The following is a 24,433-nucleotide window of genomic DNA, read 5'->3' as shown; positions in this document are numbered from 1 at the left end:
GCGGTCTGCGGCTGGACTGCGGTCGGGCAGGGGGTCGGGCTGTGGGTCTGGTCGGGGGCTGCGAGCCGGGTCCCGGCGCCGTACGGCGAGGCTGCCGGAGGCGCGCGGGTCCCGGCGCCCGTGGAACAATCGAACTTGGGCTCATACGCACCACTGACGAGCAGGAGACACGGCACGATGCGCATCGGAGTGCTCACCGCAGGCGGCGACTGTCCGGGCCTGAACGCAGTGATCCGGTCCGTCGTGCACCGCGCCCTGACGGGCCACGGCGACGAAGTCATCGGCTTCGAGGACGGTTTCAAGGGTCTCCTCGACGGCCACTACCGCCCGCTCGACCTCAACGCGGTCAGCGGCATCCTCGCCCGCGGCGGCACCATCCTGGGCTCCGCCCGGCTGGAGCGCGGCCGGCTGCGCGAAGCCGCCGAGAACGCCTCGGAGTTGGCGAAGCAGTACGGCCTCGACGCGCTGATCCCGATCGGCGGCGAGGGCACGCTCACCGCGTCCCGCATGCTGGCGGACGCCGGGATGCCCGTGGTCGGCGTGCCGAAGACCATCGACAACGACATCTCCTCCACCGACCGCACCTTCGGCTTCGACACCGCCGTCACCGTCGCCACCGAGGCCATCGACCGGCTCAAGACCACCGCCGAGTCGCACCAGCGCGTGATGGTCGTCGAGGTGATGGGCCGGCACGCGGGCTGGATCGCCCTGGAGTCCGGCATGGCGGGCGGCGCGCACGGCATCTGCCTGCCCGAGCGGCCCTTCGAGGTCGGCGATCTGGTCAAGATGGTCGAGGAGCGCTTCTCGCGCGGCAAGAAGTTCGCGGTGATCTGCGTCGCCGAGGGCGCGCACCCGGCCGAGGGCTCCATGGACTACGGCAAGGGCGAGATCGACCAGTACGGCCACGAGCGCTTCCAGGGCATCGGCAACCGCCTCGCCGCCGAGCTGGAGCACCGGCTCGGCAAGGAGGCCAAGCCGGTCATCCTGGGCCATGTGCAGCGCGGCGGCACGCCCACGGCGTACGACCGGGTGCTCGCGACGCGCTTCGGCTGGCACGCGGTGGAGGCGGTGCACCGCGGCGAGTTCGGCATGCTGACGGCGCTGCGCGGCACGGAGGTGAAGATGGTCCCGCTGGCGGAGGCCGTCGTCCGGCTGAAGACCGTGGCCGAGAGCCGGATGTACGAGGCGGAGTCGGTCTTCTAGGCCGTGCTTCTAGGCCGTCCTTCCCGGCCGTGCTTCTAGACCGTGCTTCCCGGCCGTGCTTCTGGGCCGTGTCGCTTTCCGCCTCGGTTGGCGCAGATCGCTCTTGAGTTCGATGGCTTGAATCGCAAGGCTGTTCCTCTCCGGGACATGTCCCGACCCTGTCCTCCGCGCGTGCCGCGCGCGTGACATCAGCGGAAGGGAGAGCGGATGGGCCCCGCCGGGAACGGCGCTCCGGATCCGGAACAGGCGCACACTCCAGCCGAGTTCGTCGCCGGGCTCCAGGCGCTGAAGGACTGGTCGGGCCTGCCGTACCGCGAGCTGTCGTCCCGCGCCGAGGCCGTCGGCGACGTCCTGCCGCGCTCGACCGTGGCCAATATGCTCAGCCGCGCCACGCTGCCCCGCGAGGAGCTGGTCGCGGCCTTCGTACGGGCCTGCGGCTGTGATCCGGGCGCGGTCGACGCCTGGCTGCGGGTCCGCAAGGAGCTCACCCGGCGCGAGAGGCAGTCCGACGAGGGCCCCGGCGCCCCGCTGGAGGCGGCGGACCCGGAGGACGACGACCGGACGCCAGAGCGCCCGGCGCCGGAGAGCCAGGCACGGGATAGCCAGGCACGGGAGAGTCAGGCGCCGGGGGGCAGGGCCCCCGGCCCGGAGCCCGCGGACCCCGTGGCCGCCCCGCCCCGCAGGAGCTGGCCGGCTCGTCTGGTGCTGCCCGCGGCCGCCGTGCTCGGCGCGACCGCGGCCGCCGTGACGGCCGTCGTCCTGCTGGCGGACGACGACGACCGGGGCGAGGCCCGCCGTGGCGCCGTGGTCGCGCCCGCGCCGGGGCAGGTGCGGATCAGGGACGTGGGCACCGGGCTCTGCCTGGCCGAGCGGTCCGCCCAGGACGGCGGGCAGGTCTACGAAGCCCCGTGCTCGGTCACCGCCGTCCCGCGCTACTCGCTGGAGCGTCTGGAACGCCCGGAACGACGGGAGGGCGACTCCTGGCGGATCCTGTCGGACCACCCCGACTTCGGCCCCGGCTGCATGGGCGCGCGGATGGCGTCGGCGAGCGGCGACGCATCGCTGGAGGACGGTCTGTGCGGCAAACGCGGTCCGGCCGAGACCTTCTGGCTCGAGCCCGTGGGCAAGCCGGTGAAGGGCTACCGGATACGGCTTCAGGAGAAGAGGCTCTGCCTCGGCGTGCCGCCGGGGGTCGGCAGGCCGTGGACGGAGGTCCGCCAGACGGCCTGCACTCCGGACGGCGAGGGACAGCTCTTCTCGTTCGACGCCCCTGGGGGCGACACGAGCGAGAGCAGCGCCGGCGGGGGACCGTAGGCGGACAGCCGTCGGCGAACCAGCCAGGGGCGTTACGCGCGCGCCAGCGCCCAGAAGTGGTCCACGATCCGGTCCAGGAAGTCGCGGCCCGCCTCCCCGGTGTCCTCCGACGACGGGCCCCAGCTCAGCGTGGCCACCATCCGGGACTGGTAGTCCGTGTGCAACTGCTGGAGCACGTCCTCCAGATGCCCGCGGTCCATCGGCAGCATCTTCGACACCGGGCGCACATAGGCCTGCCAGCGCGCGCCCACGGCGTCCCGCAGCAGCCCCGCCAGGTCGCCGTCCCGCCCGGTGGCGGTGAGCAGCTCGCGCGGGCCGAGCTCCAGGGCGCCGGCGAGCGCGGCGGTCTGCCGCTCGTTGCCGCGCCAGCGGCCCGAGTCCTCCATCCGCCGGTACGAGGAGGAGTCCAGGCCCACCCGCCGCGCCAGGTCCTCGGCGGAGAGGCCGCGGGCGACGCGGTGCTCGCGCAGGGTGGTCGCCTGGGTGAGGAGCTCGCTCGGCGCGCACCACAGGACGCCCGCGAGCGCGGTCAGTTCGCGCTGGCTGGGGACGACGATCCCGCGCTCCCAGGCGGCGACGGTCTCCGGCGGTATCTGGAGTCCGTACTGCGCGCGCAGGCCGTAGGCGACATGGCCGGTGGCCATGCCGAGGGCTTCGCGCAGGCGGCGGGCCGCGGGGGCGTCGAAGGGCGGGGGAGGGGCTTGGTGCACGGGCACACCGTAGGGGTCCAAGAGCCCCGGCGACTACGGTGCGTTCACCCAACGCCACGTGTCGTAGGAACATCCGAGCTGATCGTACCCTTTGGTAACGTTCGGGCCGTCTCGGCTGCGGAGGGGAACGTATGCGTGGGTTACTGCAGGGTATATGGCGGCGCGGACGAACGCGCTGGGCGGTGCTGTCCCTCGCCCTCGTCGTGCTGGCGGCCGGCGCCGCCGTCGCCCGCTCCGTCGCACGCGGTGACCAACTGTCGCAGAACCGGGCCCAGTTGAAGGAAGCCTGCCAGGGGCTGCTGCCCCAGGAGCGGCTGCGGCGCCATCTGCCGGAGGACGCGGCGGGCACGGCGGAGGAGTACGGCACCCTGCTCGACCCCGACCAGGAGAGCCGGGCGCTGCTGGACTGCCGGCTGAGCTGGGGCGGCGCGGCGCGGGTGTGGGTCCGGGCGGAGGCGCTGGGGGAGCGGCGGTTCCAGACGCCGGCCGACGACGCGAGCGAGATCGCCGGCTACGCCGTAGAAGACGAGAGGGGCGGCGGGAGCGAGGGCCGCTTCCCCTTCCGGCTGCCGGCGAGCGCCACGGGGACCGTGCAGCGCGGCGAGGTCCGCGGCGGGACGTCGGCGGTCGCCTCCCTGCTCGTCTCCTGCCCCAAGGGGCTCAAGGGACGTACGGGAGCGACCAGGGACCTCCAGGTCGCCGTGGGTCTGCCCGTCGAGGGGCGGCTCTCGGAGGAGGACCGGATGCTGGCGGCCCGTACGGCGGTCTCGTACGCGAACTGGATCACCTCACGTCAGCGCTGCGGCACGCCTCGGCTGCCCGTCGACGCCCCCGCCCCCCAGCCGGCCAAGGCGCTCTGCGCCTGGCTCGACCCCAAGGAGCTCGGGCTCGCCGCCGGACGCTGGACGCGCTCCGCCGCGCGGCCGTACAGCGACTGGAGCGGCCGCTGCTCCGCCCGCCGGGACGACGAGGCCACGCCGAGGCGGCTGGCGATCACGGCGGTGCGTGCAAAGAGCCTGGCCGGTGTGCTGGGCCGCGAGCAGTCCCGGGCCCGCCGCGCGCTCGAAGGCGGGCCCGACACCGCGGCCGACGGCAGCAGAACGGTCATAGGAGCGGGGGACCCCTACACCTTCGACCTGTGGGCCCAGTCGACCTGTGACGGCGGCCGTGTCTACCACCATGTCGCCCTCACCCCCGAACTCGTCTACGACGAACAGAAGAGCGCCGTGCTCTCCAAGGCCGACGTGGACACGCTGTCCGCCGGCGCGCGTACCGTTATGGAGCGCTACCTCGCGGCGGCGGACGGCTGGCCCGCCACGTCGCACTGCCGCGGCGCCAAGATGCTGGAGGACGCGCGGTGACAGCGCAGTTGAAGGGGCACGCGCGCACGGTCGCCGCTGCGGCGGGCGCACTGCTCCTGATCGCGGCCGGGTATCTCGTGCTCGGCGGCACGCTCGACCGCTGGACCGAGCAGCAGATGCTCGACGACGCCTGCGACGGGATGCTCGCGGGCGACGAGGCCCGCTCGCTGCTCGGCGACGGGCCGATCTCCGAGAAACGGGACCGGGCCCACAGCGAGGGCGGCCTGGGCGAGGACGCGGACAGCTCCCTGTATGTGCGGTGTGTGATCCAGCGGACCGGCGAGCCGCCCGTCGACGGCTCCCGGCTCGCGGGCTCCGTCGACGTGGCCGTCTACGGCGTGCCGACGATGGAGACCGCCCGCGGCCAGCGCGCGGGGAGTCTGTACTGGGGCACCCAGTCCGCCCGGCCCGTGCCGCTCGGCGGCGGCTGGACCGGGTTCCTCTCGGGCGAGGCAGACCAGTCCGCCGCCACCGCCGCCGTACTGCTCGACTGCCCGGACAGCCGCAGCGACCTCCTGGTCGCGCTGGACGCCGATGTGCGGGCGGGCGCCCTCGACAACCCGGAGCACCGGCTCCGTGTCGCCCGCCTCGCCACCGCCACCGCCGAGAAGGCCGCCGAACGCTCGGGCTGCCACGCGTCCCTGGGCGAGCCGCTGCGGACCGTGCCGCTGCCGACCGGGGAGGACGAGTCCGTCCCCGTCGCCCGCGCCAAGGGCACCTGCGCCGGAGTGCCCGGGCTCCAGCCGTCGATCGCCCGCGCCTGGGAGAGCGCCCGCGGCGACTCCCCGCGTGAGCGGTGCGAACTGGGCGACCGCTGGCGCGGGGAGTTCGTCCTGGACGCCTACTACGGCCCCTACGCCGAGGACATGCGCTTCCGGCTGCACCACGACTCCGTCGAGGGCGGCGGAGAGGAAAAGGCGCTCACCTTCAGCGCGGAGTGCGCTCCGGGGGAGGAGCCCGCGCTGTTCGTGCTGCAGGGCTCCGTGTTCGAGTCGGAGAAGGAGCGCGAGAAGTACGGCAAGGTCGCGCCCGGGCGCGCCGCCCTCAAGGCCTTCGCCGAGCGCTCGGCACAGGCGCACGAGTGCTCCCCGCCCGTCAGCCCGTGACCGCGCCGCGCAGGCCGAGGCAGCCGCCGAGCCGGCGCGCGATCAGGATGTGCGGCAGCACCGGGTTCCAGGCCAATGCCCGTGCAGGGCAAGGCTGTTGAAGGGATCGCAGGTTGCTGAAGGGCTCGCGCGGCTGTTGGAGGCTGTTGCAGGGGTCGCGGCTAGCGGACGGCGGGAATCCACCGGTACTGGAGCTCGGGCCGCCCGATCTGGCCGTACTGGGGGCTGCGCGCCGCCCGGCCGGCGGTGACCAGGTGCTCCAGATAGCGGCGGGCGGTGATCCGGGAGATGCCCACGGCCGCCCCGGCCTCCGTCGCCGTCAGCCCCGCGGGCGACTCGCGCAGCGAGCGCGTGACCGCCTCCAGCGTCGGGCCGCTGAGCCCCTTGGGCAGGCCTGCGGGCTGCGGCGCGCGCAGCGCCGCGATGGCCCGGTCCACCTCGTCCTGGCCGCTCGCCTCGCCGACGGCGGCGCGGAACTCGGCGTACCGGTTGAGCCGGTCCCGCAGCGTGGCGAACGTGAACGGCTTGAGGACGTACTGCACGACCCCGAGGGACACGCCCTCGCGGACGATCGCCAGATCGCGGGCCGAGGTGACGGCGATGACGTCGGCGTGGTGCCCGGCTGCGCGCAGCGACCGTACGAGGTGCAGGCCGTGCCCGTCCGGCAGATACAGGTCGAGCAGCAGCAGATCGACCTCCGTGCGCTCCAGCAGCCGCACGGCCTCGGAGCGGGAGTGGGCCACCCCGGACACGGTGAACCCGGAGACCCGCCCTACGTAGAGGGCGTGCGCGTCGGCGGCGACCGGGTCGTCCTCGACGACGAGCACTCTGATGGGATCGCTCATGGGCGCACCGCCCTGCGTCTGTCCTGGTCAGGTCTCATCGTGTACCTCCACGCTGTGCAGCGGCAGCCGTACCGTGAACTGTGCGCCGCCGTCCGGGCCCTGGGAGAGTACGACGGCGCCGCGGCCGCGGTGCACCGCCTGCTGCACCAGGGCGAGTCCCAGCCCGCGGCCCGCGCCCTGCGTGGACCAGCCGCGTCGGAAGACCGCCTCGACGTCGGCCGGGTCGACGCCCGCGCCGGTGTCCGCGACCCGCAGCAGCAGCTCGTCCTCGTCGGCGCGCGCGGTGACGGTGACCTGGGCGCGCCGCGCCGGGCCCGCCCGCACGGCGGACGCCGCGTCGACGGCGTTGTCGACGAGGTTGCCGAGGATCGTCACCAGGTCGCGCGGCGGCAGCGAGGGCGGCAGCACGCCGTCGTCGATACGGCTGTCCTCGGTGAGCACCAGCTCCACGCCGCGCTCGTTGGCCTGCGCCGCCTTGCCCAGCAGCAGAGCGGCCAGCACCGGCTCGCCGACCGCGGCCACCACCCGGTCCGTCAGCACCTGCGCCAGCTCCAGCTCCGCCGTGGCGAAGGCGACCGCCTCGTCCTCGCGGCCGAGCTCGATCAGCGAGACGACGGTGTGCAGCCGGTTGGCCGCCTCGTGGGCCTGCGAGCGCAGGGCCTGGGTGAAGCCCCGCTCCGAGTCCAACTCGCCCGAGAGCGACTGGAGTTCGGTGTGGTCGCGCAGGGTGACGACGGTGCCGCGCTTGTCGCCGCCGACGACCGGCTGGGTGTTCACGACGACGACCCGGTCCGCGGTCAGATGCACCTCGTCGACCCGGGGCTCCGACGCCAGCAGCGCGCCCGTCAGCGGGGCGGGCAGGTCCAGTTCGGCCACCGACCGGCCGACCGCGTCGTCGTGCAGGCCGAGGAGCTCGCGGGCGCCGTCGTTGAACAGGGCGATCCGCCGCTGACCGTCGAGCATGAGCAGCCCCTCGCGCACCGAGTGCAGCGCGGCCTGGTGGTAGTCGTGCATCCGGCTGAGGTCGGTCGCGTTCATCCCGTGCGTATGGCGGCGCAGCCGCGCGTTGATGACATAGGTGCCCGCGCCGCCCAGCGCGAGCGCGGCCCCGGCCACGCCCAGCAGGGCGGCGAGCTGCTTGCGCGCCTTCTCGGTGATCTCCTCGATGGTGATGCCCGAGCTGACCAGGCCGACGATCCGCTCGCCGTCGTACACCGGCACCACCGTCCGCACCGAGGGCCCGAGCACGCCCTCGTACGTCTCGCTGTAGATCCGGCCCTTCAGCGCCGGGCCGATGTGCCCCAGATACGTCTTGCCTATCTGGGCGGGCTCCGGGTGCGTCCAGCGGGTCCCCCGGGGGTCCATGATCACCACGAAGTCCACCCCCGCGTCCTCGCGCAGCGCCTCGGCGTAGGGCTGGAGCCGGGGTGAGGGATCGCTGGAGCGTATCGCCTCCAGCACGGAGGGTGAGCGCGCCGCGGACGCCGCCGTGGCCCTGGACTGGGCGCGGGCGGTGTCCTCCGCCTGGGCGCGGTCGGTGAGGAAGGTGAACAGGCCCCAGCCCGCCACGATCGCCGCCACCAGCACGACCTGCATGGCGAAGAGCTGGCCGGCGAGGCTCCGAGGGCGGGGGATACGCATGAAACAAGTCTGCCTGGCCGACTTTATGTGAACGAAACGCACGCAACGGTGACCGGCGTCACAGCCTCCTGAATAGTCACGTCACATCCATCGGGACATGGACGAGTGACTGAGACAGGAGGACCCCGTGGCTACGAAAACAGGCAGGCGGGACCGGACGCACTACCTCTACATCGCCGTGATAGTCGCGGTGGCCCTCGGCATCGCGGTGGGCCTGATCGCCCCCGAGTTCGCCACCGAGCTCAAGCCGCTGGGCACCGGCTTCGTGAACCTGATCAAGATGATGATCTCGCCGATCATCTTCTGCACGATCGTGCTGGGCATCGGCTCCGTGCGCAAAGCCGCGAAGGTCGGCGCCGTCGGCGGCGTGGCACTGGCCTACTTCCTGGTGATGTCGCTGGTCGCCCTCTCCATCGGCCTGGTCGTGGGCAACGTCCTGCAGCCGGGCGACGGCCTCCAGCTGACCGACTCGGTCAAGGAAGCCGGTCAGGGACAGGTCGGGGAAGAGGCCAAGGACACGGTCGAGTTCCTGCTCGGGGTCATCCCCACGACGATCGTCTCCGCCTTCACCGCGGGCGAGGTCCTGCAGACCCTGCTCATCGCCCTGCTCGCCGGCTTCGCGCTGCAGGCCATGGGCAAGGCGGGCCAGCCGGTGCTGCGCGGCGTCGAGCACATCCAGCGGCTCGTCTTCCGCATCCTGGCGATGGTGATGTGGGCCGCCCCCATCGGCGCGTTCGGCGCCATCGCGGCGGTCACCGGATCGGCCGGACTGGACGCGCTCAAGAGCCTCGCGGTGCTGATGCTGGGCTTCTACGTCACGTGCTTCCTCTTCATCTTCATCGTGCTCGGCACACTGCTGCGCCTGGTCGCGGGCCTCAACATCTTCACGCTCTTCAGGTACCTGAGCCGTGAGTTCCTGCTGATCCTGTCCACCTCCTCCTCCGAGTCCGCGCTGCCGCGCCTCATCGCGAAGATGGAGCACCTGGGCGTGAGCAAGCCGGTGGTCGGCATCACCGTCCCGACCGGCTACTCCTTCAACCTCGACGGCACCATGATCTACATGACCATGGCCTCGCTGTTCATCGCCGACGCGATGGGCAACCCGATGTCGCTCGGGGAGCAGATCCCGCTGCTGCTCTTCCTCTTCGTCGCCTCCAAGGGCGCGGCCGGCGTCACCGGCGCGGGCCTGGCCACGCTGGCCGGCGGACTGCAGTCGCACCGGCCCGAGATGGTCGACGGCGTGGGCCTGATCGTCGGCATCGACCGCTTCATGAGCGAGGCGCGCGCGCTGACCAACTTCGCGGGCAACGCCGTCGCCACGGTCCTCGTCGGCACCTGGACGAAGGAGATCGACAAGACCCGGGTCGACCAGGTCCTCGCGGGCAAGTTCCCCTTCGACGAGCAGACCCTGCTCGACGACGGCCACGGGTCGTCCTTCGACGACGGGGACGTCGCGGACGCGAAGGTCCTCGCGGGGCAGCCGGTGCCCGAGCAGCGGGACGACAACGACGCCGACGCCCGCGTGAAGGTCTGACGCGCAGCCGGCCTGCCTGACCCATCGTCCGACGACCCATCGTCCGATCGCTCGTCCATGAGACGGCTCGCCCTCCTCCCCGCTCGGCGGGGCAGGAGGGCGAGCTGCGTTCAGGCCCGGGCGCCGTCGTCGTCGACCCGAGACCGCTCGGGCTGTACGGGCTGTACGGAGTGTTCGGGCTGTACGGAGCGTGACCGCCCGGCGGAGGCGGGCTCGGCGCGCAGGCCCGGGAGCAGCGCCAGCGTGACGGTCACCGACAGCGCCGCCATCACCGTCATCGCGGCCGCCGGCGAGAGGAACTGGGCGATCCCGCCCGCCGTCGCCGCGCACACCCCCTGCAAGGCGAGCATCCCCGACAGTGCAGCCCCAATGCCTGGCCGCTCAGCTCGCCCGGCGCCAGGGCGAGCAGGCGCTCCTGGAAGACGAGGCTCGCCGCGAAGCCGACGGACGCCAGCGCCGCGGCCGCCGCCGCGACCGGCAGCGCCGGACCCAGGGCGAAGGGAAGATAGGGCACGGCGAGCAGCAGAAGCAGCGCGGGCCCCAGCCGGGCCCGCCGCCCCTTCGGCACGAAGCGGCCGATCACGGTGTCTCCGGCGAGCATCCCCATCGCCGCGCAGGCGAAGAGCAGCCCCGCGTGCTCGGGGGCGTACGGCACGAACAGCGACTCGCAGCCGACGATCAGGCCGTTGGGGATCCACAGGGCGAGGTACACATGCCGGCGCGGCTTCGAGGAGAACAGCAGCGCGTTGTTCCGCCAGGTCTCGGCGACCGACGGCCGGCCCGCGGCGCGCGGCGGCCGCCGGCGCAGGCCGAACCGGGCGAGGGCCGCGGCCGCCAGATGCAGGGCCGCGCCGGCGAGCAGCGCCCCGCGCGGCGAGAGGGCGCCGACCAGCACGCCGCCCACCGCGTACCCGGTGATCTGCGTGACGCCCACCGCCATGTTGAGCACGGAACGGCCCAGCAGATAGCCGTCCTTGGGCAGGACGTCGGTGAGCAGCCCGTACCGCACTCCGCCGCCGACCGACCCCGCCAGACCCATCGTCAGCAGGACCGCGAACATCGCCCACAGCGGCATCCCCGGCGCCGCCAGCGCGGCGGTCCCGGCGGCGAACGTCAGCGCGACGCCCGCCGTCGCGGCCCGCGGCGGCAGCCGGTCGGCCGCCGAGAGCAGCGTCGTCGCGCCGATCACCTGGGCGAGCGAGGGGCCGAACATGCTGAGCGCCGAGAGCAGCGGCGAGCCGGTGGCGGAGTAGACGAGGACGGCCAGAGCGAGGCCGCTCACCGTGGTGGCGGCGACCTGCGTCGAGCAGGCGGCGAAGAGCGGAGCGAACTCCGGCACGCGGACGAGTTCCCGGTAGGTGCGCATGCGGGGAGTCTCAGGGGCCGTCCGGCAGGCCCGTTAATCTTTCGCGGGGAGGCGAAACCATGGGCTTGTGGCAGGTCAACGCGGACACCCTCGCGGCCGGCCGATTCGTCGTCTCTCCTCTCGCGGAGGCCACCGCGGCCCTGATGGCCCTGCACAAGGGCGAGGCGTACCACCCCGGCGAGCGCGCCTGGCTCGATGCCCACCGACCCGCCTACCGGCAGCGGCTCGCGGACGACCCCGTCACCGACCTGCTCGTCGGCGCCGCACTCGGCCCCACCTGGATCGCCGACTACCTCACCCCCACCCCGGCGGGCGAGGCAGCCTGGGGCGAGGAGCTGGAACGCGTCCGGCGCACCCCGCCGTCCGTCGCCCGCGCCGATCTGGAGACCGCGCTGGGCGGCCCGCTCCCACGCGCCCTGGACCGCCGCGACCTGCCGCAGCGGACCGCGGAGCTGCTCGCATGGGTGTGGACGCACACGGTCCAGCCCGACTGGGAGCGCCGCCGCCGGATCATGGAGGCCGACGTCGTCGCGCGCACGGGACAGCTCGGCCAGGGCGGCTGGGCGGCGGCGCTGGACGGCCTGCGCCCCGGGATGCGCTGGCTCGGCGAGAGCCGGCTCCAGATCAACGTGTACGACAACCCGCCGCGCGAAGTCTCCGGCGCCCAGCTGATGTTCGTCCCCGTCACCCACCACCAGGGCTGGGTCTCCTGGGACGCCCCGCACCGCTACGCCGTCGTCTACCCCTGCGAGGGCGCGCTCGCCGAGGCGGACAAGGCGGCGGCGCCCGAGGCCCTGGGCGCGCTCCTGGGGCCGGCGCGGGCGGTCGTCCTCACCCTGCTCGACGCCCCCAAGAGCACCACGCAGCTGGTGGCGCTCACCGGCCAGGGCCTCGGCTCGGTGGGCCGCCACCTCAAGGTCCTGCTGGACGCGGGACTGGCCGGGCGGCGGCGCTCGGGGCGCTCGGTGCTCTACTTCCGTACCGCTGTCGGAGAGGTGCTGGTGAAGGCCAACTCCGCGTGAGGCGGCGCGACCGCGCCCAGTGGCCCGGGGCGCCCTGCCCCGAAGGGCGACGGGCGCCCCGGCCACCGGGCGCGCTACGACCTCACTGCTGGATCGGACGGCCGTCCGTCCCGCAGATGTAGCCCGCGTTGACGCAGTCCCTCACCCGGCGCCTCAGCTCGCCGTCGTCCCAGGCGTTGAAGAAGTCGCCGTGGAAGGTGTAGCCGGGCGCGTCGGTGACGTTGACGCCGCCGCGGGTGCCGGCGAGCGTGAGCCCGCCGCCGTGCACCGGCCAGGTGATGAGCAGTTCGAGGCGCGGCACCACGACGGGGTGGGTGGCGGGACAGCTCTGGCCGGTCGCGTACGCCATGTGGTCCCGATGGTTGGCGCTGTCCAGGTTCTTCCCGTCCCAGCAGGTCGGGAAGTCCAGGTAGTTCTCCAGCTTGGTCCCCGGCGGGCAGGCCAGGAAGTCCCGCGAGGACGCGGTCTGCCCGACGCACGACCAGCGTGCCGCGGGGTTCTGGTCGGGGGAGGCGGCCAGGGCGTTGCCGACGACGTAGCGCAGGCCGCGCGGATGGGCCACGGCCCGGGTGTGGTCGGTGATGCCCTGGTAGTAGACGGTGACCCGCTCGGGGGCCACGGCGACTCCGTTCTGGTAGAGGGTGGGGGTCCAGTAGGAGGAGAGGTCGGTCTTGGGCGTGCAGTTGGTGGTTCCGGCGGCCAGCGACTGCAGCGTCGACGACGCGTTCGCGGTCCTGTTCCCGTAGAACTCGTGGATGTGCGAGCGCCCGGCCTGGCCAGGGAAGACGATCGGGTCGTCGCCCCTGCGGTGGCTGGAGAAGCAGTCGGCGCGGAACTCGCTGCCGCGCAGCGGGGCCGCCGCCTGGGCGACGATCGCGGCCTGCTGCGCCGCGGTGTAGGTGTACGCGTGGGCCTGATGGCCGGTGGAGCGGCTCGGCCGGTCGGCGGTGCACCCGGCGGCGGCCAGGACGAGCACGGCGGCCGCGCCCGCGAGGAGTCTGCGGAGCATGGCGTCCTCCCCGCTCAGCCGAAGGGGATGCGCACGAGGGACTGGTTGCCGACGCCGACCGTGCTGGCGCCGTTGCCGATGGCGTTCCAGACCTCGATCCGCACCTTGCCGCCGCTCAGGTCGCCGAGCGAGCCGGTGGCGGACTTGAGGCCCCTGGCCTGGGTGTAGTGCTCGTAGCCGGGGACGGGGTCGGTGGCGAAGTACTGGTACGTCTCCGTGCGGTCCCAGCTCCCGTCGCCCGTCCGGTCGTAGCTCACCCTGACCTGCTGCCCGTTGGCGACCGTCGAGCCGGCGTCGACGAGCAGGTCGAACTGCGTCGAGCCGCCGTTGCACCTGCGGGTGATCGGGCCCGAGACGAACACCTGCGGACTGTGCGGCGCGCCGTCGTAGTTCGCGCCGCCCGCCGAGGCGAGCGTGGCCGACGAGCCGGAGGACTGTGCGTCGCCGGCGCCCCCTCCCGTACGGAGGTACAGCTGCGCGGAGCCGGACGGCGGCGGGTCGGTGGGGCCGGGCGGGTCGGTCGGGTCCGTGGGACCGCTGCCGCCCTTGGTCCAGACGGCGACGTAGTCGACCAGCATCGGCTTGCCGGGCACGGTCGCCGGAGTCGGGGTCTTCCCGGCCAGCGCGTCGGGGAACGCGCCGCCCATCGCGACGTTGAGCAGAATGAAGTAGCCGGCGTGGTCGGTCATATTCGCCCAGGTCGCCGCGTCGAAACGGCTCTGGCTGACGCTGTGGAACAGCTGGCCGTCGACGTACCAGCGCAGTTCGTTGGGCGCGGTCGAGCGGTCCCACTCGAAGCGGTACGTATGGAACGCGGACTGGCAGCTGGCCCCGGGGCAGGCGCGGCTGGCGCCGATGCCGGAGGTCTCGTTGCACGGGCCGCCGGGGTTGACGCCGCAGTGCAGCACGCCCCAGACGGAGTTGATGCCGTTGACGTTCTCCATCACGTCGAACTCGCCGATGCCGGGCCAGTTCCAGTAGTTGCCGCGGTAGGGAGCGCCCAGGGCCCAGAACGCGGGCCAGTAGCCGAGGGCCTCCTGGCCGGTGACGTTCGGCATCTGGATACGGCCCTCGATGCGCAGGACGCCGCCGGAGGGGGCCTTGAAGTCGGCGCGGCGGGTCTCGATGCGACCGGAGGTCCAGTTGCCCGCGCCGTCGCGGAGGGGGGTGATGCGGAGGTTGCCGTTGCCGTCGTGGCTGAGGTTGTCGGGGTCGGCGGTGTAGTTCTGTATCTCGCCGGTGCCCCAGTTGCCCGGGCCGCCGGGGTAGCCGTGGCCGGTGTCGATCTGCCAGTTCGCGGACGAGGGCAGGGAGCGGGCGGGCCCGCTGAAGTCGTCGCTCCACTGGAGGCTCCAGCCGGGCGTCGGCGGCACGTCGCCGCGCGCGGAGCCCGCGCCGCCGACGGCGAGGAGCCCGGCGAGGGCGGTGGCGAGGGCGACGGCGGCGGCGACTAGCGGAGTGCGTCTGATGGGACGTACGGGTTGGGCGCCGCTCATGCGGCTTGTGCGGCTCGTGCGGCTCGTGCTCAAGGAACACCTCCGGGGGCGATGGTGCCGTGGGGGTCTTGAGAGCGCTCTCAATCAATTTTTGTAGATGTACACAGCTCGGCCGTCAATGGCTCTACACCCTTGACTTCTTGAACGGTGCACGGCCGACGTCCTGACCAGGGCGCCGCGAACACCCCCTGTCCGCAGATGAGTTCGGTCCTGCGACGCGCGCCTCCGGAGGCGTCAGTACGGCTCCCGGAAGTACAGGGCGCGCACAGGACGGGCGGGGACGGCCGCCGGCCCCTCCGACGCGACGGCCGGCCGGTGGCGCGGGTCCGTCCGCGCCGCCTGCGCGCGCAGCCTGTCCACCGCGCGGAGCACCTCGGCCCGGTGGCCGGCCGCCTTCATCCAGGCCGGCAGCCGGTCGAGCATGCACATCGTCAAACAGCCCGTCCGCTCGCGGAGGCCCGCCGCGATGTACGCGCCGAGCGCGTCGAGGTGCCGCTCGTTGTACGCCCACAGCACCTCGCCGCAGCACGGCGTCTGCAGCCATAGCGGCCGTCCGAAGAACGGGTCGTGGGGCCCGCCCAGCGTCGCCGGGACAAGAGCGCCGTCCCTGCGCCCGGCCGTCCACTCGCGCACCGCGCCGCACAGCGCGCACGTCAGCCGCCGGGGCCGGTAGTGCAGTTCGATCGTGTAGCGCAGCTCGGGCAGGCCGGGCCGGGGAACGATCGCGGCCCGGCCGCCGCACTGCGGGCACACGGCGTGGACGAGATCCGCGTACGCCGCCAGCGGCGCCCCGGGATCGAGGAAGCGCCGGTCGCCGTCGGAGGCCGCGGAGTTCGTCATGCACGCATCGTCGCCGAGGCGAGGGGCCGGCTGCCAGCCGGGCGCCGTCGAGGCGGGCGCCGGCCGGGGCGAGCTCAGCCGGCGGCCCCGAGGACGACAAGTGGCTTCGAGGCCAGCCGGCGGTCTCGAGGCCAGCCAGCGGTCTCGAGGTGAGCCAGCAGCCCCGAGGTCAGCCTGCCTCGACGTCGGCCAGCGGCCCCGAGGTCACCCACCCTCAACGCCAGCCGGCGGTCTCCGGCTCAGCCCGTCGCGTCGAGTTCCGCCAGCTCCGTCTCGCTCAGCACCAGGTCGGCCGCCGCCGCCGAGCCCGCGGCGCTCTGCGGGCGGCTCGCCCCGGGGATCGGGATCACCGTCGGGGACTTGGCCAGCAGCCAGGCCAGCGCGGTCTGCTGCGGGCTGGCGCCGTGAGCGCGGGCCACCCGGTGGAAGGCCGCGTACGGACGGTCCGCACCGTCGTCTCCGCCGAGCGCGGAAGGGCCGTCCAGCGAGCTGCGCGAGATCCCGCCCAGCGGACTCCACGGCAGGAACGCCACCCCCAGCTCCGCGCAGAGCCGCAGCTCCGCCTCGCTGTCCCTGACCTCGGGCGAGTAGCGGTTCTGCACGGAGGCCAGCTTCTCGCCCAGCATCCGCCGCGCCAGCCGGATCTGCTCCGCGTCGACGTTGGAGATCCCGGCGAACTGGATCACGCCCTCGTCGAGGAGTTCGCGCAGCGCCCCCAGCGAGTCGGCGAACGGGACCGCCGGGTCCGGCTTGTGCAGCTGGTACAGCCCGATCGCCGGGACGCCGAGACGGGCGAGGGAGTTCTTCGCGGCCTGCTTCAGCCGGCCCGGGTCGCCGTCGACCGTCCAGCCGCCGTCGGGCGTGCGCCCGCGCCCGCCCTTGGTGGCGACCAGCACCGAGTCCGCGGCCCCTCCGTACGCGGCCAGCGCGCGGGCGACCAGAAGCTCGCCGGCGCCGGGCTCGCCGTCGGGCGCGTAGTACGAGTCGGCCGTGTCGATCAGCGTGACGCCCGCGTCGAGCGCGGCGTGGACGGTCGCGTGGGCCTGCTGCTCGCTGGGGCGCCCTTCGATGGAGAGCGGCATCGCGCCGAGCCCGATCGCGCTGACCTGGAAGTCGCCGAGAGTGCGGTAGCGCATTACCGTCCGTCCTTGTTCGTGGTTGTGGCTGCGGTTGCGCCGAGTGTTTCGGCGATCGCCTGGGAGACCCACTGCGAGGAATCCCGGAAACGGAAACCCAGCTCCGTCGCACGGGAGTTGTCCATGACGTACGACCGGACGAAGGAGAACGGCGAGGTCTCGCCGACCTCGACGGGCTGGTATTCGGCCTTTCCGCCGATCTGGCGGACGATCTCGTCGCAGAGGTCCGCGGTCGTGAGCGGACCGTGGGAATTCGCGTTCACCGCGCCGGTGAACTCCTGACCTCCCGTCCATGCCAGGAAGTCGGCGATCTCCTCGACGTGCACATAGGCGGCGGGATGATTGAGCACGGGCACGGCGATGGGCTCGCCCGCCCGGATCCGGGCGGCGTAGTGGTCGACCCGCCCGGTGAAGTCGTCGGCGCCGCCCAGCACATGGGCGACCCGCACGGAGACGTACGGAAAGTCGGGATCCCGCGCGAACACCGCCTCGGCCTGTCGCTTTCCCTCGCCGTAGTGCTGCTCCAGGAAGTCCGGATCGTCCCAGGGGGCGGTCAGCGAGACGACGACCGTCCGCGGGTCGACGGCGTCCTCGCGTACGGGGGTGGCGGAGTGCTCGTACTCGTACACCTCGACGGTGGACGTCATCACATAGCGCCCGGTGCGCCCCGCGAAGACCCGGCGGGCGATGTCCGCCTGACGCGGGGTATAGCAGACCTGGTCGAAGACGACGTCGAATGTGCGCGATCCGAGGGCGGATCTGAGGGAGTCCTCGTCGTCGCGGTCGGCGATGAGATGCACAGCCCCGGCGGGCGGCGCGGCGGAGCCGCGATTGACGACGGTGACGCGGTCTCCGGAATGCAGCAGCCGGTCTATCAGCCGCTTCCCGAAATACCTGTTCCCGCCGATGACGGCTGTCTCGCGCACCCTGTGCATCGCTGAACTCCCTTGTGTCGTACGACAAGTGTTACGTTGACGGGCTCAGTCCTGAAGGGGGAGTCATGGGAGATCAAGCCGCCGCGCCGAAAGAACCACGGCATCTGCGCGCCGCTGCCAACGAAACGACGGCGAGTGCTTTCGACGCCGTGGACCGGCAGATTCTGGAGCTCGTCCAGAGCGACGGCCGCATCAAGTTGAGCGAGCTGGGCCGCCGGGTCCGGCTGAGCCCGGCGGCGGTGACCGAGCGGGTCCGCCGCCTCGAGTCGTGCGGCGCGATCACCGGCTACGGCGCCCATGTCTGCGCCGCCCGGCTCGGCTACGGCATCCAGGCGTTCATCCGGGTCAATCCGCACGGCGGCTACAACCTCAGGCATCCGCGGACGCTGGAGCTGCTGGCGCGGCCCGAGGTGATCGAGGCGCACCATGTGGTGGGCGAGGACTGCTGGATCCTCAAGGTCGCGGTGACGGACACGGTCCATCTCGAGGACGTGCTGGAGCAGGTGTCGGCGTTGGGGCGCACGACGACGTCTATCGTGCTCACCTCGCCGCTGGAGCGGAAGCCGCTGCTGCCGGCGACGCACGGCTGAGCGCCTCCTGGCGCCTCGGGCTCCGGCGTCGCCTCGTGCGGTTGCCTTGACGTCGGCGTCAAGGACTACCGTCGGCGGCATGCGAATCGGGGAGCTGGCCGAGCGGGCCGGGGTGACGACGCGGACTCTGCGCTACTACGAGTCCCGCGGGCTCCTGCCCGCCCGCCGCGCGGTGAACGGCTACCGCGCCTACGACGAGGACGACCTCCGGCTGCTCCTCCAGATCCGGACCCTTCAGGACTTCGGGTTCGACCTGGAGGACACCCGCCCCTTCGTCGAGTGTCTGCGCGCGGGCCATCCCGCGGGCGACTCGTGCCCCGCCTCGCTCGCCGTCTACCGCACCAAGCTCACCGAACTGGACTCGCTGATCGCGCAGTTGCAGTCGGTCCGCGCCCAGGTCGGGGCGGAGCTCGCCCGAGCCGAGGCGGAGCTGCCGGGCGGCCCGGAACCACGTTGCGAACTCGGAGGATGAGAGATGGCCAAGGCACAGGGAGTCCCGTCGGCGACGGACGCGGACTTCGAGACGACGGTCCTGGGAGCGGACCGCCCGGTCCTGGTGGAGTTCACGGCGGACTGGTGCGGCCCCTGCCGCCAACTGGCCCCGGTGCTCTCCCAGATCGCGACCGAGGAGTCGGAGCGGATACGGGTCGTCCAGATCGATGTGGACGCCAACCCCGCGACGACGGTGCGCTACGGCGTCCTGTCGATGCCGACGCTGATGGTGTTCCGCGACGGCGAGCCCGTGAAGTCGATGGTCGGCGCCCGCCCCAAGCGCAGGCTCCTCCAGGAGCTGGAGGACGTGATCTGAGGGCCGGCGCGCGGATTCGGAGCGCAGGGGGCCGCCAGGGCGGGTTGCCGGTCGTCTGAACCCGCCGGTCGTCAGGGCTTGCCGCCCTTGACCGCCAGCAGGAAGGCCTGGGGCGTCTTCTCCACGCCGTCGTCGTGCGCCTCGCGCACCAGCTGGGCCTGGAGGGCGAGCCCCGCCTCGGCCAGCAGCTCGGCGACCCGCTCCGGTCGGCGGCGGTGGAAGACGAGCGACAGCGCCTTCCCGTACGCCTCCGTACGATGCCTCGGCTCGTCGCCGACCTGGAAGCCGAGGAGCAGACGCCCGCCCGGCGCCAGCACGCGGTGGAACTCGGCGAAGACCCCGGGCAGCAGCTCCGTCGGCAGGTGGATGGTCGAGTACCAGGCCAGGGCGCCGGCGAGGCCGCCGTCGGGCAGGTCCAGGTCCGTCATCGACCCGACCTCGAACCGCAGCCCCGGGTAGTCCCGCCGAGCCGCCGCGATCATCTGCGGCGAGAGGTCGATCCCGGACACGGAGAGACCTCGACCGGCCAGATGCGCCGCCACCTGCCCCGGCCCGCACCCGATGTCGACGACCGGGCCTCCTCCGTCGGCCAGCACCGACTCGGCGAACGCGTCGAGCATCCCCCGGTCCAGCGGCCTGGTCGCCAGCATGTCGCGTGCGTGCTCGGCGTAGTCGTCGGCCACCGTGTCGTACGAGGCCCGGGTCGTCTGGAGGAAGTCCGGCTCAGTCACGGTCCAGCACCCTACCCACCCCCACCCCCTGCCGACGGGGCCGTCTCGGGTGATCGCGCAGAGAAATACCCCGGCGTCGAATTTGACGGCCGGGGTATTCGACACGCTATATTGGATGTTTCCATGCCCCCATGCACTAAAGGCATAGAGAAGTTCACTGGTGACACCATATCGCGTCAGGAGCTGAATTGTCAACCGAGGAATTGCGGAACGAACAGCAATTCGTCTCTCTGCTCTACGAGCGCCTCGACGCACTCCGCGAGCAGGCCGAAGCCGCGGTCCAGACGACGATCGGGCAGGTCAGCACTGGTCTGCAGGCCCGTGTGGAGCGTGATGTGAGCGTCGCGGAACACTCCGGGCACGTCGCCGCGTTGAATGCCGTCGACTCCGGTCTCTGTTTCGGTCGCATCGACCTCGAAGACGGCGCCACGCATCACATCGGGCGTATCGGAATGCGCAAGGACGACGCGGAGCGCACGCCCCTTCTCATCGACTGGCGTGCGCCCGTCGCGCGCCCCTTTTACCTCGCCACCGGCTATGAGCCGATGGGTCTGCGCCGCCGTCGCCACATCACCACCGAGGCACGCGCCGTCACCGCGCTCCACGACGAGATCCTCGACCTCGGCGACGCCACCCGCACCGGATACGAGGACCACGACGCCGACGCCGTGCTGCTCGCCGCGCTCGGGGCCGCGCGCACCGGGCGGATGGGCGACATCGTGCGGACCATCCAGGCCGAGCAGGACCGCGTCATCCGCGCCCCGCGGCGCGGGGTCCTCGTCGTCGAGGGCGGGCCCGGCACCGGGAAGACCGCGGTCGCCCTGCACCGGGCCGCGTATCTGCTGTACGCCCACCGCGAGCAGCTCGCCCGCCGCGCGGTGCTGATCGTCGGGCCGAACCCCGCCTTCCTCGGGTACATCGGCGAGGTGCTGCCCTCCCTCGGCGAGACCGGCGTGCTGCTCTCCACGATGTCCGAGCTCTTCCCGGGCGTGCACGCGACCGGGACCGACACCCCCGCCGCCGCGGCCGTCAAGGGCCGAGCCGGCATGGCCGAGGTGCTCGCCCGCGTCGTGACCGACCGGCAGCGGCTGCCCGAGCACGCGCCGCGGACCGACCCCGAGGCGTGCGGCGCCCTGCCGGGGCCCGCCCTGGAGATCGACCACCCCGACCACGGAGTGCTGCTCCTCGACCGCGAGATGGCCTACGACGCCCGCGACCGGGCCCGCGCCACCGGACTGCCGCACAACCTCGCCCGCCCGTTCTTCGCCTTCCGGATCCTGGACGCGCTGACCGCGCAGCTCACCGACCGGCTCGGCGCGGACCCCTACGGCGGGCCCAACCTGCTCGGGCCCGACGACGCCGCCATGCTCGGCAAGGAGATCGCCGCCAGCGCCGAGGTGCACGCGGCCATCGACGAGCTCTGGCCCGCGCTCACCCCGCAGCAGCTCGTCCGCGACTTCCTCGCCGCGCCCGACGGGTACCTCGACGACGCCGACGCCCAGACGATCAGACGAGCAGACCGAGCCGCGGCATGGACCCCCGCCGACGTGCCCCTGCTCGACGAGGCCGCCGAGCTCCTCGGCGTCGACGACAGCGCGCAGCGCGCCGCCGAGGAGGCCGACCGCCAGCAGCGGATCGCCTACGCACAGGGCGTGCTGGAGCTCTCCGAGGGCTCCAAGACGTACGAGTTCGAGGACGAGGAGTCCGAAGTCCTCGCCGCGCACGACATCATCGACGCCGAGCGGATGGCCGATCGCCACGAGGAGGCCGACCACCGCAGCGCCGCCGCCCGCGCCGCGGCCGACCGGACGTGGGCGTTCGGGCACATCATCGTCGACGAGGCGCAGGAGCTGTCCGCCATGGCGTGGCGGCTGCTGATGCGGCGCTGCCCGACCCGTTCGATGACCCTGGTGGGCGATCCGGCGCAGACGGGAGACGTGGCCGGCTGCGGGTCGTGGGAGGAGATCCTCGCGCCGTACGTCGGCGACCGCTGGGAGCTTGCCCGGCTCGGCGTCAACTACCGCACGCCCGCCGAGGTCATGGAGTACGCGGCCGGTCTGCGGCGGACGACGGACCCGGGGTTCGAGCCGCCGCGCTCCATCCGCTCGACGGGCGTGCCGCCGTGGGAGCGCACGCTGCCGCTGGGCGAGGTCCCCGCGCTGGCCGCCGCCGAGACGCCGGACGAGGGGCGGCTCGCCGTGATCGCCCCGCGCGAGCTGCACCCCCGGCTGCGGAGCCTGCGCGGGGACGGCGGCCCGGTGGACCTGTCCCGTCCGGTCGTCCTGCTCGACCCGCGCGAGGCCAAGGGGCTCGAGTTCGACACCGTGCTGGTCGTCGAGCCCGACCGGATGGCGCCGAACGACCTCTACGTCGCCCTCACCCGCGCCACCCAGCGTCTGGGCGTGGTGCGTACGGCCCCAGGCGACTGAGCGAGCGGACGCGGAACCCCAGACGCCGGACGGGCATGCTCGAACCGGCCGGCGTCCGCGGCGCCCGCGGCGCCTCGGGGAGGGGTTCTCAGCGGCCCGCGCTCACGCGGGCCGCAGCCACAGCGTCGCCAGCGGCGGCAGGGTCAGCTGCACGCTCGTCGCCCGCCCGTGCGCCGGAGTCGACTCCGGCTTCAGCGGCTCCTCGTTCAGCACGTCGCCCCCGCCGAAGCGCGCCGCGTCCGTGTTGAGCACCTCCGCCCACGCGGTGGACGACTCCGGGACGCCCAGCCGGTACTCATGGCGCACCACCGGCGAGAAGTTGCTCACCGCCAGCAGCGGCGCGCCCAGCGCGTCGAACCGCAGGAACGCGAAGACGTTGTCCTCCGCCGCCTCGCCGTCCACCCAGGCGAAGCCGCCCGGGTCGGTGTCCCGCTGCCACAGCGCCGGGGTGGCCGCGTAGACCGTGTTCAGCTCGCGGACCAGGTCCCGTACGCCCCGGTGGTCCGGCTCCGCCGCGTACGACGGGTCGAGCAGCCACCAGTCCGGCCCGTGGCCCTCCGACCACTCCGCGCCCTGCGCGAACTCCTGCCCCATGAACAGCAGCTGCTTGCCGGGGTGGGCCCACATGAAGCCCAGATACGCGCGGTGGTTGGCCCGCTGCTGCCACCAGTCGCCGGGCATCTTGCTCACCAGGGACCGCTTGCCGTGCACCACCTCGTCGTGCGAGATCGGCAGCACATAGTTCTCGCTGTAGGCGTACACCATCGAGAAGGTCATCTCGTTGTGGTGGAACTTGCGGTGCACCGGCTCGTGCGACGCGTACTCCAGCGAGTCGTGCATCCAGCCCATGTTCCACTTCAGGCCGAAGCCGAGGCCGCCGAAGCCGCCCGGGCCCACATGGTGGGTGGCGCGGGTGACGCCGTCCCAGGCGGTGGACTCCTCGGCGACGGTGACCACGCCCGGGCAGCGCCGGTAGACGGTGGCGTTCATCTCCTGGAGGAAGGCGACGGCGTCCAGGTTCTCCCGGCCGCCGTTCTCGTTCGGCGACCACTCGCCCTGCTCGCGGGAGTAGTCGAGGTAGAGCATCGAGGCGACCGCGTCGACCCGCAGCCCGTCGATGTGGAACTCCTCGCACCAGTACACCGCGTTGGCGACGAGGAAGTTGCGCACCTCCTTGCGGCCGTAGTCGAACTCGAGGGTGCCCCAGTCGGGGTGCGCCGCCCGGGCCGGGTCCTCGTGCTCGTACAGCGGGCGGCCGTCGAACTCCGCGAGCGCCCAGTCGTCCTTCGGGAAGTGCGCGGGCACCCAGTCCACCAGCACCCCGATGCCCGCCCGGTGCAGGGCGTCGACCAGGAAGCGGAAGTCGTCGGGCGTGCCCATCCGGGAGGTCGGGGCGTAGAAGCCGGTGACCTGGTAGCCCCAGGAGCCGCCGAAGGGGTGCTCGGCGACCGGCATCAGCTCCACATGGGTGAAGCCCAAGTCCTTCACGTACGTGGGCAGTTGGGCCGCCAGCTGGCGGTAGCTGAGGCCGGGGCGCCAGGACGGCAGATGCACCTCGTAGACGGAGAACGGCGCCTCGTGCACCGGGAGCTCGCCCCGGCGGGCCATCCAGTCCGCGTCGTGCCACACATGGTGGGACTCCGTCACGATCGACGCGTTGGCCGGCGGCACCTCGGTGCGCCGGGCCATCGGGTCGGCGCGCAGGGTGTGGCTGCCGTCGGGGCGGGTGACGTCGAACTTGTAGAGCGCGCCCTCGCCGACGCCCGGCAGGAACAGCTCCCACACGCCCGTCGAGCCGAGCGAGCGCATGGGGTGGCCGACGCCGTCCCAGTAGTTGAAGTCGCCGGCGACGCGCACCCCGCGCGCGTTGGGCGCCCAGAGCGTGAACCGGGTCCCCGTGACGCCCTGGTGGACCATCGGGTGCGCGCCGAGCGCCTTCCACAGCTCCTCGTGGCGGCCCTCGCCGATCAGATGGAGATCGAGGTCGCCGAGGGCGGGCAGGAAGCGGTACGGATCGTGGACCTCGATCTCGTGCGTCCCCTCGCCCTCCTCGCCGTCGTACGCGACGAGCAGCTGGTACTCCGGGACCGTGCGCAGCGGCAGCACACCGGAGAAGAAGCCGCCGCCGTCCTCGTGCAGCTCGGCCCGCAGCCCCTTGGCCAGCACGGTCACCGCCCGCGCGAAGGGGCGCAGCACGCGCAGCTCCAGGCCGCCGCGCACCAGATGGGCGCCGAGCACGGCGTGCGGGTCGTGATGGGCGCCGGCGAGCAGCCGCTCCCGGTCCCCGTCCGCGAGCGGCAGCGCGGCCCGCACGCCGTGGCTGCCGCCGGCGCGCGGCTTGGGCGCGGCCGCCGGCT

The 24,433-nt window shown here is 73.0% G+C and carries 21 protein-coding genes and 1 pseudogene; 10 read left to right on the top strand and 12 right to left on the bottom strand.

Features of this window, described 5'->3' with window-relative positions; genetic code table 11:
• Nucleotides 1-177 precede the first annotated feature (177 nt).
• Nucleotides 178-1,203, top strand: a complete 1,026-nt coding sequence (locus AB0M39_RS00625; protein ID WP_365358569.1) for an ATP-dependent 6-phosphofructokinase — start codon at nt 178-180, stop codon at nt 1,201-1,203.
• A gap of 207 nt (nt 1,204-1,410) precedes the next feature.
• Nucleotides 1,411-2,517, top strand: coding sequence for a hypothetical protein (locus tag AB0M39_RS00620; protein WP_365358567.1), 1,107 nt, complete (start codon nt 1,411-1,413; stop codon nt 2,515-2,517).
• Between the two features lie 32 nt (nt 2,518-2,549).
• Here the strand turns inward: AB0M39_RS00620 and AB0M39_RS00615 are convergent, their stop codons facing one another.
• Nucleotides 2,550-3,248, bottom strand: a complete 699-nt coding sequence (locus AB0M39_RS00615; protein WP_365358565.1) for a helix-turn-helix transcriptional regulator — start codon at nt 3,246-3,248, stop codon at nt 2,550-2,552.
• Between the two features lie 110 nt (nt 3,249-3,358).
• Here AB0M39_RS00615 and AB0M39_RS00610 point away from each other — a divergent pair, with 110 nt between their 5' ends.
• Complete coding sequence (locus AB0M39_RS00610; RefSeq protein WP_365358563.1) at nt 3,359-4,588, top strand: hypothetical protein; 1,230 nt, start codon at nt 3,359-3,361, stop codon at nt 4,586-4,588.
• Nucleotides 4,585-5,694 carry a hypothetical protein gene (locus AB0M39_RS00605; protein ID WP_365358561.1) on the top strand — a complete coding sequence of 370 codons (1,110 nt, stop codon included), beginning with the start codon at nt 4,585-4,587 and terminating at the stop codon, nt 5,692-5,694. Before AB0M39_RS00610 ends, AB0M39_RS00605 begins: the two co-directional genes overlap by 4 nt.
• Nucleotides 5,695-5,855: 161 nt before the next feature.
• On the opposite strand, the gene AB0M39_RS00600 is transcribed toward AB0M39_RS00605, so the two are convergent.
• Together AB0M39_RS00600 and AB0M39_RS00595 are read right to left on the bottom strand one after the other, a co-directional pair.
• On the bottom strand, nt 5,856-6,539 hold the full coding sequence (locus tag AB0M39_RS00600) for a response regulator (protein WP_365358559.1): 684 nt from the start codon (nt 6,537-6,539) through the stop codon (nt 5,856-5,858).
• 27 nt (nt 6,540-6,566) lie between these two features.
• Nucleotides 6,567-8,180 carry an ATP-binding protein gene (locus AB0M39_RS00595; protein ID WP_365358557.1) on the bottom strand — a complete coding sequence of 538 codons (1,614 nt, stop codon included), beginning with the start codon at nt 8,178-8,180 and terminating at the stop codon, nt 6,567-6,569.
• 127 nt (nt 8,181-8,307) lie between these two features.
• On the opposite strand from AB0M39_RS00595, the gene AB0M39_RS00590 reads away from it, so the two are divergent.
• Nucleotides 8,308-9,714, top strand: a complete 1,407-nt coding sequence (locus tag AB0M39_RS00590; protein WP_365358555.1) for a cation:dicarboxylase symporter family transporter — start codon at nt 8,308-8,310, stop codon at nt 9,712-9,714.
• Between the two features lie 110 nt (nt 9,715-9,824).
• Here AB0M39_RS00590 and AB0M39_RS00585 read toward each other — a convergent pair.
• Nucleotides 9,825-11,080 (bottom strand): annotated as a pseudogene (locus AB0M39_RS00585) (MFS transporter).
• A gap of 59 nt (nt 11,081-11,139) precedes the next feature.
• Here AB0M39_RS00585 and AB0M39_RS00580 point away from each other — a divergent pair.
• A complete protein-coding gene (locus tag AB0M39_RS00580) occupies nt 11,140-12,102 on the top strand; it encodes a transcriptional regulator (RefSeq protein ID WP_365358553.1) in 963 nt (320 codons plus the stop codon).
• An 82-nt stretch (nt 12,103-12,184) separates the two neighbouring features.
• Here AB0M39_RS00580 and AB0M39_RS00575 read toward each other — a convergent pair whose 3' ends face one another.
• From AB0M39_RS00575 to AB0M39_RS00555, 5 genes are all read right to left on the bottom strand, one after another.
• The gene (locus AB0M39_RS00575; protein ID WP_365358551.1) at nt 12,185-13,111 is read right to left on the bottom strand and encodes a DUF1996 domain-containing protein; all 927 of its coding nucleotides are present in this window, start codon (nt 13,109-13,111) and stop codon (nt 12,185-12,187) included.
• A gap of 14 nt (nt 13,112-13,125) precedes the next feature.
• On the bottom strand, nt 13,126-14,607 hold the full coding sequence (locus AB0M39_RS00570; RefSeq protein ID WP_365358549.1) for a glycoside hydrolase family 16 protein: 1,482 nt from the start codon (nt 14,605-14,607) through the stop codon (nt 13,126-13,128).
• A 234-nt stretch (nt 14,608-14,841) separates the two neighbouring features.
• Complete coding sequence (locus AB0M39_RS00565; RefSeq protein WP_365358547.1) at nt 14,842-15,447, bottom strand: hypothetical protein; 606 nt, start codon at nt 15,445-15,447, stop codon at nt 14,842-14,844.
• Between the two features lie 239 nt (nt 15,448-15,686).
• Complete coding sequence (locus tag AB0M39_RS00560) at nt 15,687-16,583, bottom strand: aldo/keto reductase (RefSeq protein WP_365358546.1); 897 nt, start codon at nt 16,581-16,583, stop codon at nt 15,687-15,689.
• On the bottom strand, nt 16,583-17,518 hold the full coding sequence (locus tag AB0M39_RS00555) for an NAD-dependent epimerase/dehydratase family protein (RefSeq protein ID WP_365358544.1): 936 nt from the start codon (nt 17,516-17,518) through the stop codon (nt 16,583-16,585). The genes AB0M39_RS00560 and AB0M39_RS00555 overlap by 1 nt, the downstream gene beginning before the upstream one ends.
• A 65-nt stretch (nt 17,519-17,583) precedes the next feature.
• On the opposite strand from AB0M39_RS00555, the gene AB0M39_RS00550 reads away from it, so the two are divergent.
• The 3 genes from AB0M39_RS00550 (at nt 17,584) to trxA (ending at nt 18,916) form a co-directional block, all read left to right on the top strand.
• Entirely contained in the window at nt 17,584-18,108 is a 525-nt protein-coding gene (locus AB0M39_RS00550; protein WP_365358542.1) for an Lrp/AsnC family transcriptional regulator, read from the top strand.
• A 79-nt stretch (nt 18,109-18,187) separates the two neighbouring features.
• The gene (locus AB0M39_RS00545) at nt 18,188-18,580 is read left to right on the top strand and encodes a MerR family transcriptional regulator (protein WP_365358540.1); all 393 of its coding nucleotides are present in this window, start codon (nt 18,188-18,190) and stop codon (nt 18,578-18,580) included.
• Nucleotides 18,581-18,583: 3 nt separating this feature from the next.
• On the top strand, nt 18,584-18,916 hold the full coding sequence (trxA, locus tag AB0M39_RS00540; protein ID WP_365358538.1) for a thioredoxin: 333 nt from the start codon (nt 18,584-18,586) through the stop codon (nt 18,914-18,916).
• A gap of 71 nt (nt 18,917-18,987) precedes the next feature.
• Here trxA and AB0M39_RS00535 read toward each other — a convergent pair whose 3' ends face one another.
• Together AB0M39_RS00535 and AB0M39_RS00530 are read right to left on the bottom strand one after the other, a co-directional pair.
• Nucleotides 18,988-19,647, bottom strand: coding sequence for a class I SAM-dependent methyltransferase (locus AB0M39_RS00535; protein WP_365358536.1), 660 nt, complete (start codon nt 19,645-19,647; stop codon nt 18,988-18,990).
• A 191-nt stretch (nt 19,648-19,838) separates the two neighbouring features.
• Nucleotides 19,839-20,081 (bottom strand): hypothetical protein, encoded by a 243-nt coding sequence (locus AB0M39_RS00530; protein ID WP_365358534.1) that lies wholly within the window; start codon nt 20,079-20,081, stop codon nt 19,839-19,841.
• 18 nt (nt 20,082-20,099) lie between these two features.
• Between AB0M39_RS00530 and AB0M39_RS00525 the strand changes: the two genes are divergently transcribed.
• The gene (locus tag AB0M39_RS00525) at nt 20,100-22,076 is read left to right on the top strand and encodes a UvrD-helicase domain-containing protein (RefSeq protein ID WP_365358532.1); all 1,977 of its coding nucleotides are present in this window, start codon (nt 20,100-20,102) and stop codon (nt 22,074-22,076) included.
• Between the two features lie 102 nt (nt 22,077-22,178).
• Here AB0M39_RS00525 and glgB read toward each other — a convergent pair whose 3' ends face one another.
• On the bottom strand, nt 22,179-24,389 hold the full coding sequence (gene glgB, locus AB0M39_RS00520) for a 1,4-alpha-glucan branching enzyme (RefSeq protein ID WP_365358811.1): 2,211 nt from the start codon (nt 24,387-24,389) through the stop codon (nt 22,179-22,181).
• Nucleotides 24,390-24,433: the final 44 nt, after the last annotated feature.

Source organism: Streptomyces sp. NPDC051907 (assembly GCF_040681075.1).
GTDB lineage: Bacteria > Actinomycetota > Actinomycetes > Streptomycetales > Streptomycetaceae > Streptomyces.
This window is presented reverse-complemented; position numbering and strand designations above follow the sequence as displayed.